We start from the raw sequence: 14160 nt of genomic DNA on the forward strand, positions 1-14160 counted from the left end.
TGCGTTTGTGATGCACTTGTGGAATATGTTGAAAATCCGCTGCTAAGATGGTGAGCAGCATAAAAAAACGGCTGAAGAGCCCGGTTGGGGCGGCTCTCAGGGCGTTTCATGTGAACGGACATAATAAAGGGATTCACCGCATGAGGAAATCACTACTCGCCCTGCTGCTCCTGGCCGCCAGTGGCCTGACCCAGGCTGCGGTGGAACTCAGGGACGGGCATCCGGAGCGCTATACCGTCGTCAAGGGCGACACGCTCTGGGATATTTCCGGCAAGTTTCTACGCCAGCCGTGGAAGTGGCCGGAAATCTGGCATGCCAACCCGCAGATCGAGAACCCGCACCTGATCTATCCCGGCGACGTGCTCAGCCTCGTCTACATCGATGGTCAGCCGCGCCTCATGCTGAATCGCGGTGCGTCACGCGGCACCATCAAGCTGTCGCCCCAGGTGCGCAGCACGCCGATGGCCGAAGCCATTCCGGCCATTCCGCTGGAGGCGATCAACGCCTTCCTGCTGACCAACCGCATCATCGACGATCCCGAGCAGTTCCAGGCGGCACCCTACATCGTCGCCGGCAATGCCGAGCGCGTGGTCAGTGGTGCCGGTGACCGCGTCTACGCCCGCGGCAACTTCTCCCACGAGCAACCGGTCTACGGCATCTTCCGCCAGGGCAAGACCTATGTGGACCCTGAGACCAAGGAATTCCTCGGCATCAACGCCGACGACATCGGCGGCGGCGAGATGGTGGCCGACGAAGGCGACATCGGCACCCTGGAGCTGACCCGCTCTACCCAGGAGGTCCGCCTGGGCGACCGCCTCTTCCCCACCGAGGAACGCGCGATCAACTCTACCTTCATGCCCAGCGCACCGGAGCGTGATGTCAGTGGCGTGATCCTCGACGTACCGCGCGGCGTGACCCAGATCGGCCAGTTCGATGTGGTCACCATCAACAAGGGCAAGCGTGACGGCCTGGTGGAAGGCAACGTGCTGGCGGTCTACAAGACCGGCGAGACCGTGCGCGACCGCGTCACCGACGAGTTCATCAAGATCCCCGATGAGCGTGCCGGCCTGCTGATGGTGTTCCGCACCTACGACAAGCTCAGCTACGGCCTGGTACTGGCCGCCACCCGCCAGCTGGCGGTGCTGGACAAGGTACACAACCCGTAACACCTCCAAGCCCCCGCCCTGCGGGGGCTTGTTGTATTGATGGCCGTTCTGCCGCGGTTGCGGCGCGATCAAGGACTGATCGACGTGTCATCAATTTCCCCCGCCGAGCTGGAAGCTCGCCTGCGTCTGCATCACCTTCCCGAACTTGGCCCTGCCCGTTTTCGTCGCCTGCTCGAAGCCTTCGGTTCTGCCTCCGCGGCACTCAGTGCGCCGGCCGCTGCCTGGCGCTCGCTGGGCCTGCCGGAGCGTTGCGCCGACCCTCGGCGCAGTCCGGAAATCCGCGATGCCGCGGCCTGCGCATTGGCCTGGCAGGAACAGCCCGGCCGACACCTGCTGTGCTGGGACGACCCCGGTTACCCGGCCCTGCTGACCGAGATCGGCAACGCGCCACCGCTGCTGTATGTCGCCGGCGATGCCTCGCTGCTGGAGCGTCCGCAACTGGCCATGGTCGGCAGTCGCCGGGCCTCTGCGGCGGGCCAGGACACGGCCCGGGCATTCGCCCGCAGCCTGGCGGGAGGTGGCTTCGTCATCACCAGCGGGCTGGCCCTGGGCATCGACGGCGCCGCCCACCTGGGCGCGCTGGAAGCCACAGGCAAGACCGTCGCGGTGCTCGGCACCGGGCTGCAGCGCATTTACCCCAACCGACACCGCAGCCTGGCTGCACGCATCGTCGAAGAAGGTGGTGCGCTGGTGTCCGAATTTCCTCTGGACTGCCCGCCTCAGCCGTCCAACTTTCCCCGGCGCAATCGCATCATCAGCGGCTTGTCCCTTGGCGTGCTGGTGGTGGAGGCCAGTCCTTCCAGCGGCTCGCTGATCACCGCGCGGCTGGCGGCCGAGCAGGGGCGCGAGGTCTATGCCATTCCCGGCTCCATCCACCATCCCGGTGCGCGTGGCTGTCACCAGTTGATTCGCGAAGGCGCGGCGCTGGTGGAAAAGGTGGAAGACATCCTCGAAGCGTTGCGCGGCTGGCAGGCTGTGGCGCCCGCTGCCCGGACCGAAGTGATGGCGGTAGAACCTCATCCCTTGCTCGACCTGCTGCGCGCAGCCCCTTACAGCAGCGAAGGGCTGGCCGCGGCCAGTGGCTGGGAGCTGCCGCGACTGCTCGCCGAACTCACTGACCTGGAGCTGCGGGGGCGCGTCGCCCGCGAGGCTGGCTGCTGGGTGCATCGCCAAGGTTGAGCCCTGTACACTTTGCCGATCCAGTTTTGCGGGGAATGGGGAATGGTCAGTCGTTGGCGAGTGCAGCAAGTGGCGCGGGTCGTGCGCGAAGGTGGCGTGATCGCCTATCCCACCGAGGCGGTCTGGGGCCTGGGCTGCGATCCCTGGAACGAGGACGCGGTTTATCGCCTGTTGGCGCTCAAGGAACGCCCCGTGGAAAAGGGGCTGATCCTGGTGGCGGACAACATCCGCCAGTTCGATTTCCTCCTCGAAGGTTTTCCCGACGCCTGGATCGACAAGCTCGCCAGCACCTGGCCCGGTCCCAACACCTGGCTGGTGCCGCACCAGAACCTGCTCCCCGAGTGGGTCACCGGACAGCACGACAGTGTTGCCCTGCGTGTCAGCGATCACCCGTTGGTACGTGACCTTTGCGCCCTCACCGGGCCATTGATATCCACGTCCGCCAACCCCACCGGTCGTCCCTCCGCCTACTCGCGCCTGCGGGTCCAGCAGTACTTCGGCGACACCCTGGACGCGGTGCTGGGCGGCGCCCTGGGTGGACGCCGCAATCCCAGCGTGATTCGCGACCTGGCCAGCGGCCGCGTGCTCAGGGGATAAGCACGGTAGAGCCGGTGGTCTGGCGGCTGGCCAGGGCGGTGTGGGCCTGCGCCGCCTCGGCCAGGGCGAAGCGCTGGCTCACTTCCACCGTGATGCGGCCGTCAGCGATCAGCCCGAACAGCTCATCCGCCATCGCCTGAAGGCGTTGCGGTGTGCTGGCGTAACCGAACAGCGTCGGCCGGGTGACATAGAGCGAGCCCTTCTGCGCCAGGATACCCAGGTTCACCCCGGTCACCGGCCCCGAGGAATTGCCGAAGCTCACCATCAGGCCGCGTGGCGCCACGCAATCCAGCGAGATTTCCCAGGTGTCCTTGCCCACCGAGTCATAGACCACGGGGCACTTGGCGCCATTGGTGAGCTCCAGCACTCGCTGCACTACGTTCTCGTAGCTGTAGTCGATGGTTGCCCAGGCGCCGTTGGCCTTGGCCAGTGAGGCTTTTTCGGCCGAGCTGACGGTGCCGATCAGCTTGACACCGAGGGCTCGCGCCCACTGGCAGGCGATCTGCCCGACCCCGCCGGCGGCGGCATGGAAGAGGATGGTCTCGCCGCCCTTCAGCTCGTACGTCTGGCGCAGCAGGTACTGCACGGTCAGTCCCTTGAGCATCACCGCCGCCGCCTGCTCGAAGCCGATGCCATCGGGCAGGCGCACGAGCTTGTCCGCCGGCAGCACATGCAGCTCGCTGTAGGCACCCAGCGGACCGGTGGCGTAGGCGACGCGGTCACCCACCTTGAACTGGGTTACCGCGCTCCCAACGGCCTCCACCTCACCGGCTCCTTCAGTGCCCAGGCTGGTGGGAAAGCTCGGCGCCAAGTAGAGGCCGCTGCGGTAGTAGGTGTCGATGAAGTTCAAGCCGATGGCGCGGTTGCGCACGCGCACTTCCTGCGGTCCTGGTTGCGCCGGTTGGTAGTCCGCATATTCGAGGACCTCCGGGCCACCGTAGGCGGAGAACTGGATGCGTTTGGCCATGCTGGCAACCTCCTGGCTGGAAAAGCTCACATCCAACGCCTCGCCTTGATTCCCGTCAAGCCACGACGGCCCCCGCGCGGTGGTATGCTTGCCTGCTCATTTTTCCGCCACTTAACCGCTGCCAGGGTTGACCACGTGACTGACCGTATCGAGGCCGTGAAGGCCTATCTGCTCGATTTGCAAGACCGCATCTGCGCCGCCCTGGCGGCCGAGGATGGCAAGACCGGTTTCTACGAGGACGCCTGGACCCGTCCCGCTGGTGGTGGCGGTCGTACCCGGGTGATCGAGAACGGCGCGCTGATCGAGAAGGGTGGCGTGAACTTCTCCCACGTGTTCGGCGCCAACCTGCCACCGTCGGCCAGCGCCCATCGTCCGGAGCTGGCTGGCCGGGGCTTCCAGGCCCTCGGCGTATCCCTGGTCATTCACCCGGAAAACCCCCACGTTCCCACCTCCCACGCCAACGTGCGCTTCTTCTGCGCAGAGAAGGAAGGTGAAGAGCCGGTGTGGTGGTTTGGCGGCGGCTTCGACCTGACCCCCTATTACGCCGTCGAAGAAGATTGCGTGCTCTGGCACCAGGTGGCCCGCGACGCCTGCGCGCCCTTCGGCGCCGATGTGTACCCGCGGTACAAGGAATGGTGCGACCGCTACTTCCACCTCAAGCACCGCAACGAGCCGCGCGGCATTGGCGGCCTGTTCTTCGACGACCTGAACCAGTGGGACTTCGACACCAGCTTCGCCTTCATGCGTGCCATCGGTGATGCCTATCTGGAGGCCTACCTGCCGATCCTGAAGAAGCGCAAGGACACCCCCTTCACCGAGCAGCAGCGCGAATTCCAGGCCTTCCGTCGCGGCCGCTACGTGGAGTTCAACCTGGTGTTCGACCGCGGCACCCTGTTCGGCCTGCAGTCGGGCGGTCGTACCGAGTCCATCCTCATGTCGCTGCCGCCGCACGTACGCTGGGGCTACGACTGGAAGCCGGAGCCGGGCAGCGAGGAAGCGCGCCTGACGGAGTACTTCCTGAAAGACCGCGACTGGCTCGGGGAGGCAGGGCTGTGACCGACCGCTACTGCGTCTTCGGCAACCCCATCGGCCACAGCAAGTCGCCGCTCATTCACCGCTTGTTCGCCGAGCAGACCGGCCAGCTGCTCACCTATGAAGCCGTGCTGGCGCCACTGGACGACTTCACCGGCTGCGCCCGGCAGTTCTTCGAAACCGGCAAAGGCGGCAACGTCACCGTGCCCTTCAAGGAACAGGCCTACCAGCTGGCCAGCAGCCTCAGTGCTCGTGCCCAGCGCGCGGGTGCAGTGAATACGCTGAAGCGGCTGGATGATGGCAGCCTGCTCGGCGACAACACCGACGGCGCAGGCCTGGTGCGCGACCTCACCCGCAACGCCGGCCTCGACCTGACCGGCAAGCGCATCCTCCTGTTGGGCGCGGGCGGCGCCGCTCGGGGTGTGATCGAGCCGTTGCTGGCCGAGAAGCCGGCAGCCCTGGTGATCGCCAACCGAACCGTGGAGAAGGCCGAGGCGCTGGCCCAGCTGTTCGCCGATCTCGGACCGGTCTCCGCCAGCGGCTTCGACTGGCTGGAAGAGCCAGTGGACCTGATCATCAACGGCACCTCGGCAAGCCTCGCCGGCGACCTGCCGCCGATTTCGCCGAGCCTGATCAGGCCGGGCCACACCGTCTGCTACGACATGATGTACGGCAAGGAAATGACCGCCTTCAACCGCTGGGCCGCCGAGCATGGCGCCGCGCGTACGCTCGACGGCCTAGGCATGCTGGCGGAGCAGGCAGCCGAAGCTTTCCTGCTATGGCGCGGCGTATTGCCGGACAGCGCACCGGTGCTGGCCGAGCTGCGCCGCCAACTCGCTCAGGGCTGAGGACCTACCCGAGTGTAGGAGCGAGCTTGCTCGCGAAGCTCTGGTGCTCGGTCCTTTCGCGAGCAAGCTCGCTCCTACGAGTTGCTCGCCGGGCATTTCCTCACTACCCCTCGATCACCAACTGGCTGTCTGCACCTTCCAGCTTGCGCAGCTCCCGCTCCACTTGCGGCCGGGCGCGGCGCAGCACCAGGCTCCGCCCTTCCCCGCCCAGCCGCCGTGCTTCGTCATGGAGCATGCTCACCCCGGCGTAATCGATGAAGTTCACATGGTGCGCATCCAGCACCAGGCGCCCGGCGCGGCTCCGCTGGATCAGCTTCTGCAGGTAGGGACAGGCGCCGAAGAAGATCGAACCCTCGATGCGCAGCACCTCGGCATCGCCCTCCCGCGCTTGCAGGACACGTGGTTGCGACGTGCGCTTGAGGTAGAAGAACAGCGACGCCAGCACCCCGGCGTAGATGGCGGTTTGCAGTTCCAGCAGCAGGGTGGCCGCGCAGGTCATCGCCATCACCGCGAATTCTGCCCGGCTGACACGCCATAGCTGGCGGACGTTGCGCCCATCCAGCAAACCCCAGCAGATCAGCAGGATGCTCGCCGCCATGGCAGGCAGCGGGATATGGGCGATCAGGCGTGCACCCAGCAAGGCGAACAGCGCCACCCAGAGTGCGGAGAACACGCCAGCCAGGGGTGACTGCGCGCCCGCCTGGAGATTCAGTGCTGAACGGGTGAAAGAACCCGCCGAGAGATAGCCGGAGAACCAGGCCCCCATCAGATTGGACAGACCTTGGCCTCGGGCTTCCTGATTGGCATCCAGCACCTGCCGCGACTGGCTGGCGAGTGCACGGGAGATGGTCAGGCTGGTGACCAGGCCGAGCAGGCCGCAGGCCACGGCCGACGGCACCAGGCGCAACACGTCCTCGGCATCGACGCGAATCGAGGCCAGTGGCGGCAGGCTGCCGCTGAAGGGATGCACCAACTCGACGCCGGCGAAGGTGGCCGGCAGGGCCAGCACCAGCAGGCTGCCACCGATGATGCCAATCAATAGTGCCGGCAGCCGTGGCCATAGCCTGCGCACGAGGACCGACAATCCAAGGGTGAAGGCCGCCACCCAAAGCGAAGGCCAGTGCACTTCGCGTACATGCCCGACCAGTTCCAGCGCGCTCTGCCAAGCGGTGGCGCGTCCTTCCAGGTTGGTCAGCCCGAGCAGGTTGGGCACCTGGCCAAGGGCGATCACCAGCGCCGCGCCCAGGGTGAAGCCGAGTACTACCGACTGCGAGACGAAGTTGGCCAGGGAGCCGAAGCGCAGGAACCCGACCAGCCACTGGAATGCACCAGCGAGCAGGGTCAGCAAGAGGACCAGGCTGATGTATTGCTGGCTGCCTGGCAGGGCCAAGGGGCTGACGCTGGCGAAGAGCACCACCGAGATCGCCGCCGTCGGCCCGCAAATCAGCTGCCGCGACGAACCCCAGAGACAGGCGACGATCACCGGGACTACCGCTGCGTACAGGCCGTATTCCGCCGGCAGTCCGGCGATCAGTGCGTAGGCGATGGACTGGGGCAGTGCCAGGATGGCGCCGGTCAGGCCCACCAGCGCGTCGCGGCCGAGGCTGCGGGGGCGGACGGCTGGGAGCCAGGCGAGGAAGGGGAAGAGGTTAGAAGGACGCATGCGAGACTCGCGGTGGTGCCGGGGCGGCTCTTGTGGGGGCGAATTCATTCGCTAAGCAGGCCGCAGGACTGCCCAAAAATTTCCATGGGGCTGCTTCGCAGCCCTTAGCGAATAAATTCGCCCCCACAGGTATCTGCACCAGAGGGCGAACCGTCAGAGCTTCGCCTTCACCGCCGCCAACCCATCGCCGCCGTCGCGGGTGGTCACGCCCTGCAGCCAGCCGTCGACCACCGCCGGATTGGACTTGAGCCAGGCCTTGATGGCCGCGTCGTTGTTGCTGCTGCCGTTGAGCACCTGATCCATGATGGCGTTCTCCATCTCCTGGGTGAATTGCAGGTTGGCCAGCAACTTGCCCACGTTCGGGCACTGCTCCGCGTAGCCCTTGCGCGCCAGGGTGTTCACGCTGCCGCTCTCGCCGAAGTACTTCTCACCGCCCTTGAGGTAGACCATGTCGTACTGCACGTTCATCGGGTGCGGGGTCCAGCCGAGGAAGACCACGAACTGCTGGCGCTTCACCGCGCGTCCCACCTGCACCAGCATCGCCTGCTCGCTGGACTCCACCAGCTTCCAGTCGCCCAGGCCGAACTCGTCGGATTTGATCATCTCCTGGATCGACACGTTGGCCGGTGAACCGGACGCGATGCCATAGAGCTTGTGGTCGAACTTGTCGGCGAACTTGTCCAGGTCGGCGAAGGTTTTCACGCCGGCGTCATAGGCGTAGCGCGGCACTGCCAGGGTGTACTCGGTGCCCGAGAGGTTCTGCGCCACCTTGTCGACGCTGCCGGCACCGACGAACTTGTCGTAGTTGCTCTGCTGCGCCGGCATCCAGTTGCCGAGGAAGGCGTCGATCTGGCCCTTGTGCAGGCCGGCGAAGATGATGGGTACGGCAAGGGTCGGGGTTTCGGTGCGGTAGCCCAGCCCATCGAGGAGGAAACGCGCCACACCATTGGTCACGGCGATATCGCTCCAGCCCGGATCGCCCAGCTTCACGGTCGCGCAACTGGCGTCCTCAGCCTGGACGTTGAACGCAAGGCCGGTCAGCAGGGCGCTGCCGGCAAGTACCGCATTGATCGTCTTCATGCCGTGGTTCCTCGCAAGGGGTCAGGGTTGGGGGAAGCGCGCGCGGCGTTCCAGGTCGTCCAGGTCGATGTGATTGCGCATGTACTGCTGGCTGGCGTCGACGAAGGGCTGGTGGTCCCAGCTGGCGAGCTTGCCGTGGGTCAGGGCGTCGGCCACGAAGCGGCGGCGGCGCTGGCTGGCCAGTGCAGCTTCGGCGATCACCGGGATATCCCAGCGGGTGCGGGCCTCGTCGAGGAACGCCGCAAGCAGCGCCTGGTGATCCGGTGAGGTCGCCAGGTTTTCCAGTTCCTGCGGGTCATTGGCCAAGTCGAACAGCAGGATGGGGTCTTCTTCCGAGTAGATGAATTTGTACGGGCCGCGGCGAATCATCATCAACGGGCTCGTGGTGCCCTCGGCCATGTACTCGCCCAGCACCTCGTCGTGGCCCCTCTGCCCTTGCAGGTGCGGCAGCAGGGAGCGACCGTCGAGCGGTAGATTGCGCTCGACCACACCACCGGCCAGTTCCACCAGGGTCGGAAGCAGGTCGACGGTGGAGACGGACTGGCTCACCCGGTGCGCCTGGAATCGCGTCGGCGCGTGGACCAGCAGCGGAACACGGGCGGCCATCTCGAACCAGTGCATCTTGTACCAGAGGCCGCGCTCGCCAAGCATGTCGCCGTGGTCGCCGGAGAACACGACGATGGTGTCTTCTTCCAGCCGGCACTCGGCTAGGGTCTTCAACAGGGCGCCAATCTGGTCGTCGACATAGCTGCAGGCACCGAAGTAGGCGCGCCGCGCATCGCGGATCTTCTGTTCGGGCAGCGGCTTGCCCCAGAGGTCGATGACCTTGAGCAGGCGTTGGCTGTGCGGGTCCTGCTCGGCGTCGGCGAAGTGCAGGCGCGGCAGGGGAATCTCCACGTCCTCGTAACGATCCCAGTACTCCGCCGGAATGGTGTAGGGATCGTGCGGATGGGTCAGGGACACCGTCAGGCAGAAGGGTTGCCCGGTGTCTTCGCGCACGTGGTCGTAGAGATACTGGCGCGCCTTGAACACCACCTCCTCATCGAAGTCCAGCTGGTTGGTCCGCACGCAGGGTCCGGCCTGCAGCACCGAGGACATGTTGTGGTACCAGCTCGGACGTACGTCGGGCTCATCCCAGTTCACCGCCCAACCGTAATCTGCCGGGTAGATGTCGCTGGTCAGGCGCTCCTCGTAGCCGTGCAACTGGTCCGGGCCGCAGAAGTGCATCTTGCCGGAGAGCGCCGTGCGGTAACCCAGGCGACGCAGATAGTGGGCGTAGGTCGGCACGTCGGCGGGGAAGTCGGCGGCGTTGTCGTACGCGCCGATCTTCGATGGCAATTGGCCGCTCACCAGGGTGAAGCGCGAGGGCGCGCAGAGCGGGCTGTTGCAGTAGGCCGAATCGAACACCACGCCTTCGGCGGCGAGCCGCGACAGGTGCGGCACCTTGATGGGGGAGGCCGCGTAGAAAGGCAGCATCGGCGCGGCCATCTGGTCGGCCATGATGAAGAGGATATTGGGGCGTTTCATCGTTCGCTTATCCATACCGTCGAATTATGCGAAAGTGCGTGGAACGATGATTGCGTTCGCGGTCATCCCGGTAAAGCGCACGGCGCAACATGACTCGGATAAGCAAACGTTATGGCAGAACTACAGGCTGAGCTGTCCCTGGACCTGCTGCGGGTGTTCGAATCCGCCGCCCGCCACCTCAGCTTCACCGCCGCCGCTGTCGAGCTGGGAACGACCCAGCCGGCGGTGAGCCAGCAGATCCAGCGCCTCGAGAAGCAACTGGCGACCCGCCTGTTCGATCGTGTTTATCGCGGTATCGAACTCACCGACGCTGGCCGGCTGCTGTTCCTCCACGTGCAGGAAGGCTTGCAGGCCATCAGCGCCGGGCTGGAAGCCATCGGCTCGCGGCCCCAGCACGAGGTGCTGCAGGTGGCCACCGACTTCGCCTTCGCCGCTTACTGGCTGATGCCGCGCTTGCACCGCTTCCACGAGGCCAACCCGGAAATCGACGTCAGCATCGTCACCAGTGACCGCACCATGAACATGCTGCGATCCGAAGTGGACATCGCCATTGCCTTTGGCGACGGTCGCTTCAAGCATGGGGAAGCGATGCTGTTGTTCCGTGAGGAGGTCTTTCCTATCGCCAGTCCGCGCCTGCTGGTCGGGCGTGAGCAGCCGTTGCCGGTGGCAGCCCTCGCGGAATTGCCGCTGCTGCACCTCAAGCCCGAAGTGCGCACCCGCTGGTTCGACTGGAACGCTTTGTTCCGCGAGCTTGGCATCGCCCAGCCGCCGGGTTCGGGCATGTTGCGCTTCGACAACTACACCCTGCTGATCCAGGCCGCCATCGCCGGACAGGGCGTGGCCATCGGCTGGCGCTACCTGGTGGACGACCTGATCGCCCAGGGCCTGCTGATGCCAGTGCTGGACACCCGCGTCAGTTCGGATTTCGGCTATTACCTGGTGCAGCCAGAGCGCAAGCGGCGGGCGCGGCTGATGAAGTGTTTCGTCGACTGGCTGCAGCAGGAGCTGGGCGACGAGGCCCGCCACGCGCAGCTCATCCGGCATCGGGAAGGTATCGCCATCTGAGACCCGGCCAGAGGGCCTGCGCAGGCCCTACTATCGGTTGGTTCTGCGCTGATATGAGACTTTCGTGCCGAAATCTCGCCTCGCTGTCATGCAGCGGGAAAGAACCTCGGCTATCAGTTCTGGCTTCGTCCATTTCATGAGAGCTGCCGATGAAAGTCCTCACCTGCCTGGCTGCCGGTCTTGGCCTATGCGCCCTTGCCGGCCAGGCCAGCGCCTGGTCGCAACCGACCCACAAGAACATCGTCAAGGATGCCCTGGCCTACATGAATTCCCCCTATGCGACGGCGGAAATGCGTGAGGCCTACCAGTTCTACGTGAGCGCTGCCGGCAGCGAGGCCAAGGCCGGGGAAATTCTCGGTCAGGCCGCCTTCGACGTGGACGATTTCAAGGACACCCGCCTGGGCGGTTGGTGGGTCGGCTACGAATACGCGCCGGTGTGGAACGCCGCCGCAAGTCTGGTGAACTACACCTCCTACTGGCACTTCCTCAACCTCACCCGCGACGGTGACGCCCATGGCAATGCCCATGGCGGCTACGACTATCGCTACCACAAGGTGGACGGCGGCATTGCCGACGTGGACTGGTACGCCATGGTCTATCTCTACAACCGCGAGCTGAAGCGCGGGGACTTCGACACCACCGAAGCCCACTATCGCCGGGGCACTCGTTCCAACTGGCAAGAGCACTACGGCGACTTCCAGACCGCTGCCTTCCAGCCCATCGATAACCTCGCCGGCTACTGGTTCGATCAGTTCCGCGCCGCGCCCTCGCTGCAGACCATCGGCTACGCCCTGCACGCCACCGGCGATGTGGCGCAGCCGCACCACGTGTGGGTGACCTCGGCCAACGGCCACTCCGGCTGGGAGGGCTGGGTCGACGACCATTACGCCAGCGAGAAACTCAATGACCAGGCCGCAGTGGCCAACCTCATCGGCCGCTACGACGCCAGCCGCAGCATCCGCGAACTGCTGACCCAGACCGGGCAGGTCGCCTATGCCCACCCCGAGCCGCTGTACGACACCAGCTACGCCACGCGCCTGCGGGTGGCGAGGGAGCTGATCCCCGAGTCCATCGCGCTGACCGTCACCGTGTTGACCAAGGGGGCCGACAGCTTCAATGCGCCCGAAGGTATCTGACGTGCGCAGGGCGATCACCGGTCTGTTGCTGGGGTTGTACCTGGGGGGCGCGCAGGCCATGCCGGCCGCGCCGGACTTGAGGGTCGACGGAGAGCTGCTGCCGGGCAAGAGCATCGCCCTGCTCGAACAGGTGCTCAGCCGGGTGAAGTTCAACACCGACCCGCAACAACTGCGTCGCGGGCTGCTGGAGAACCACCTGCTGGCCCGCGAGGTGGCGAGCGAGTTGAACGCCCAGAGCCGCAGCGACCTGGACGCCAGCGTCGAGATGGAAGCCGGCAACCTGCTCGAACAGTACTACGGACGTGCCGGTCAGCAGGACTTGCGGCCCTTCCTGCGCCAGCCGCAGCCGCTCAGTGCCCAGCGCCTGCGCGAGGTGCTGGCTCCCGCTTCCCGCGGGTTGGTGGAGAACAGCCTGCAGCTCAGCCCCGAGCAACAGCGCGAAGCCGCACAGGTGGAGCTGATCTGCTGGCAGTTCCCCGGTCAGCCCGAGCAGCGGCTGGACCTGTTGTCCCTCTACCAGGGCGACAACATCCAGGGTCAGGTAGAACTGCAACAAGGCAACCTGGAATACCTGGCGCGTCAGGTGCAGACCCGTGTGCAGCGCGACTACCTGTGGTTCCGCCTGGCGCAGGACGGCTTTACTCCGGCGGAACGACAGGGTCTGAAAACCCTGGTGCGGGACCGCCTGGTGCGCCAGCGTTACCTGCACCAGATCGGCCTGTACAGCGACTTCCACCATGAATCCGAAGCCCTGCGCGAACTGGCGGCCAAGGTCACCGATGCAGAGGCAGAGGCGTATTACCAGCGCAACCTGGCGCGCTACCGCAACGTCGCGGGCGTACAGGCGGCGCATATTCGCCTGCCCGACCAGGCCAGTGCTGATCGCGTCTATGCCGAATTGCAAAAGGGACTGGCGTTCGATGAGGCGGTGCGGCGCTATTCCCTTGCGCAGGACAAGGACCGTACGCCTCCGGGCGATCTCGGTCTGATCCGTCCTGAGGACGGCGAGCTGGACCTGCTGCGCAAGACGGCGCTGATCCAGAAGGCCGACACCCTGTCTCAGCCCATGCGAATCGACGGCGTCTTCGAAATCGTCCGGGTACGCAGCCGTGAAGACCGGCAACTGCCCCTCAGCGACCGCAGCGTGCGTTATGAGGTGAACCAGGCGGTGGCGCGGGAGAAGCTGGCCGCCGAGTTCGATGAGCGCCTGAGCCGCTTGCTCGCGAGTGCACAGGTGGAGGGGCTGTGAAAGCCTGGCTCGGCGTGGCCCTGACCTGCAGCACGGGCGTTGCGGCGCTGGCCTGTGCGACCGTGCTGCTGACACCGGCCCCGGTGCCAGTAACTGCCTCCAGACCCATGCCGCCGCCGATCATCGCCCCCGCGCCTCCGTTGCCGGTGGCGCCTCCTGCGCCGTCTGCGGAAGGGCAAGTCAGGCCCATCGCTGTCGCCACACCGGAACGGGAAACACCGAGCCTGGACCAGGCAGAGGCTATTCAGCTGATGCAGTGGATGTCCGAAAAGGGCGATCCGCGCAGCCCGACCCTGGGTGGCCTGAAACCGCGCCAGGCTGCCACCGCCACCGAGCTGGCCGACCCGCGTCAATATGCGGCCCTGGAGGAACGCCAGACCCGCGAGCTGCTCCAGGCCTATGCCGGCGGCGTGCAGCAGATTCCGGAGATTCGTGCGCGCATCGAGGCGGCGGAGCAAAGCGGCGAACGCAGCGTCAGTGAACTGGACGAAGCCCGCGCGGCTCTGGAGCAGTTGGAAGCCATGAAAGGCCGGCTTGAAAGTGAGGCACCGCAACTGCTTCCCGAAGCAGGCACCCAGGCCCCGGCGAAAGACCGATAGCGGCAGAAATCCTCGCGGCCCGGCCATCGCTTGCAGGTACCATGGGGACCTT

Annotated in this window: 13 protein-coding genes; 9 read left to right on the forward strand and 4 right to left on the reverse strand. The window is 65.7% G+C overall.

Annotated elements, in window-relative coordinates; translation table 11 throughout:
- Positions 1-140 precede the first annotated feature (140 nt).
- The 3 genes from E8E95_RS24280 (at position 141) to E8E95_RS24290 (ending at position 2942) form a co-directional block, all read left to right on the forward strand.
- On the forward strand, positions 141-1166 hold the full coding sequence (locus E8E95_RS24280; RefSeq protein ID WP_280354503.1) for a LysM peptidoglycan-binding domain-containing protein: 1026 nt from the start codon (positions 141-143) through the stop codon (positions 1164-1166).
- A gap of 84 nt (positions 1167-1250) precedes the next feature.
- Positions 1251-2345 (forward strand): DNA-processing protein DprA, encoded by a 1095-nt coding sequence (gene dprA / locus E8E95_RS24285; RefSeq protein WP_280354505.1) that lies wholly within the window; start codon positions 1251-1253, stop codon positions 2343-2345.
- Between the two features lie 42 nt (positions 2346-2387).
- Positions 2388-2942, forward strand: a complete 555-nt coding sequence (locus E8E95_RS24290) for a Sua5/YciO/YrdC/YwlC family protein (RefSeq protein ID WP_077527526.1) — start codon at positions 2388-2390, stop codon at positions 2940-2942.
- On the opposite strand, the gene E8E95_RS24295 is transcribed toward E8E95_RS24290, so the two are convergent.
- Positions 2932-3909, reverse strand: a complete 978-nt coding sequence (locus E8E95_RS24295; RefSeq protein WP_280354507.1) for an NADPH:quinone reductase — start codon at positions 3907-3909, stop codon at positions 2932-2934. The genes E8E95_RS24290 and E8E95_RS24295 overlap by 11 nt on opposite strands.
- Before the next feature lie 135 nt (positions 3910-4044).
- Between E8E95_RS24295 and hemF the strand changes: the two genes are divergently transcribed.
- Both hemF and aroE read left to right on the forward strand, forming a co-directional pair.
- Entirely contained in the window at positions 4045-4965 is a 921-nt protein-coding gene (hemF, locus tag E8E95_RS24300; protein ID WP_280354508.1) for an oxygen-dependent coproporphyrinogen oxidase, read from the forward strand.
- On the forward strand, positions 4962-5789 hold the full coding sequence (gene aroE, locus E8E95_RS24305; protein WP_280354509.1) for a shikimate dehydrogenase: 828 nt from the start codon (positions 4962-4964) through the stop codon (positions 5787-5789). The genes hemF and aroE overlap by 4 nt, the downstream gene beginning before the upstream one ends.
- Before the next feature lie 103 nt (positions 5790-5892).
- Here the strand turns inward: aroE and E8E95_RS24310 are convergent, their stop codons facing one another.
- From E8E95_RS24310 to betC, 3 genes are all read right to left on the reverse strand, one after another.
- Positions 5893-7452: a SulP family inorganic anion transporter gene (locus tag E8E95_RS24310; RefSeq protein WP_280354510.1), complete on the reverse strand. Its 1560-nt coding sequence runs from the start codon at positions 7450-7452 to the stop codon at positions 5893-5895.
- Between the two features lie 153 nt (positions 7453-7605).
- Positions 7606-8532 carry a choline ABC transporter substrate-binding protein gene (choX, locus tag E8E95_RS24315; protein WP_280354511.1) on the reverse strand — a complete coding sequence of 309 codons (927 nt, stop codon included), beginning with the start codon at positions 8530-8532 and terminating at the stop codon, positions 7606-7608.
- A gap of 21 nt (positions 8533-8553) precedes the next feature.
- Positions 8554-10059 carry a choline-sulfatase gene (gene betC, locus E8E95_RS24320; RefSeq protein ID WP_280354512.1) on the reverse strand — a complete coding sequence of 502 codons (1506 nt, stop codon included), beginning with the start codon at positions 10057-10059 and terminating at the stop codon, positions 8554-8556.
- A 111-nt stretch (positions 10060-10170) separates the two neighbouring features.
- On the opposite strand from betC, the gene E8E95_RS24325 reads away from it, so the two are divergent.
- From E8E95_RS24325 to E8E95_RS24340, 4 genes are all read left to right on the forward strand, one after another.
- On the forward strand, positions 10171-11124 hold the full coding sequence (locus E8E95_RS24325) for a LysR family transcriptional regulator (protein ID WP_280354514.1): 954 nt from the start codon (positions 10171-10173) through the stop codon (positions 11122-11124).
- 149 nt (positions 11125-11273) lie between these two features.
- On the forward strand, positions 11274-12260 hold the full coding sequence (locus E8E95_RS24330) for a hypothetical protein (protein ID WP_280354515.1): 987 nt from the start codon (positions 11274-11276) through the stop codon (positions 12258-12260).
- 1 nt (position 12261) lies between these two features.
- A complete protein-coding gene (locus E8E95_RS24335) occupies positions 12262-13509 on the forward strand; it encodes a peptidyl-prolyl cis-trans isomerase (RefSeq protein ID WP_280354517.1) in 1248 nt (415 codons plus the stop codon).
- Complete coding sequence (locus tag E8E95_RS24340; RefSeq protein ID WP_280354519.1) at positions 13506-14108, forward strand: hypothetical protein; 603 nt, start codon at positions 13506-13508, stop codon at positions 14106-14108. Before E8E95_RS24335 ends, E8E95_RS24340 begins: the two co-directional genes overlap by 4 nt.
- Positions 14109-14160: the final 52 nt, after the last annotated feature.

The sequence above is a fragment of the Pseudomonas sp. BN414 genome, assembly GCF_029871275.1.
Classification (GTDB): domain Bacteria; phylum Pseudomonadota; class Gammaproteobacteria; order Pseudomonadales; family Pseudomonadaceae; genus Metapseudomonas; species Metapseudomonas resinovorans_C.

What these genes read in the sequence shown, in the direction of transcription:
- E8E95_RS24280 (WP_280354503.1), top strand. Translation starts at nt 141, where the DNA reads ATGAGGAAATCACTACTCGCCCTGCTGCTCCTGGCCGCCAGTGGCCTG.
- E8E95_RS24290 (WP_077527526.1), top strand. Translation starts at nt 2,388, where the DNA reads ATGGTCAGTCGTTGGCGAGTGCAGCAAGTGGCGCGGGTCGTGCGCGAA.
- E8E95_RS24295 (WP_280354507.1), bottom strand. Translation starts at nt 3,909, where the DNA reads ATGGCCAAACGCATCCAGTTCTCCGCCTACGGTGGCCCGGAGGTCCTC.
- E8E95_RS24310 (WP_280354510.1), bottom strand. Translation starts at nt 7,452, where the DNA reads ATGCGTCCTTCTAACCTCTTCCCCTTCCTCGCCTGGCTCCCAGCCGTC.
- choX (WP_280354511.1), bottom strand. Translation starts at nt 8,532, where the DNA reads ATGAAGACGATCAATGCGGTACTTGCCGGCAGCGCCCTGCTGACCGGC.
- betC (WP_280354512.1), bottom strand. Translation starts at nt 10,059, where the DNA reads ATGAAACGCCCCAATATCCTCTTCATCATGGCCGACCAGATGGCCGCG.
- E8E95_RS24325 (WP_280354514.1), top strand. Translation starts at nt 10,171, where the DNA reads ATGGCAGAACTACAGGCTGAGCTGTCCCTGGACCTGCTGCGGGTGTTC.
- E8E95_RS24330 (WP_280354515.1), top strand. Translation starts at nt 11,274, where the DNA reads ATGAAAGTCCTCACCTGCCTGGCTGCCGGTCTTGGCCTATGCGCCCTT.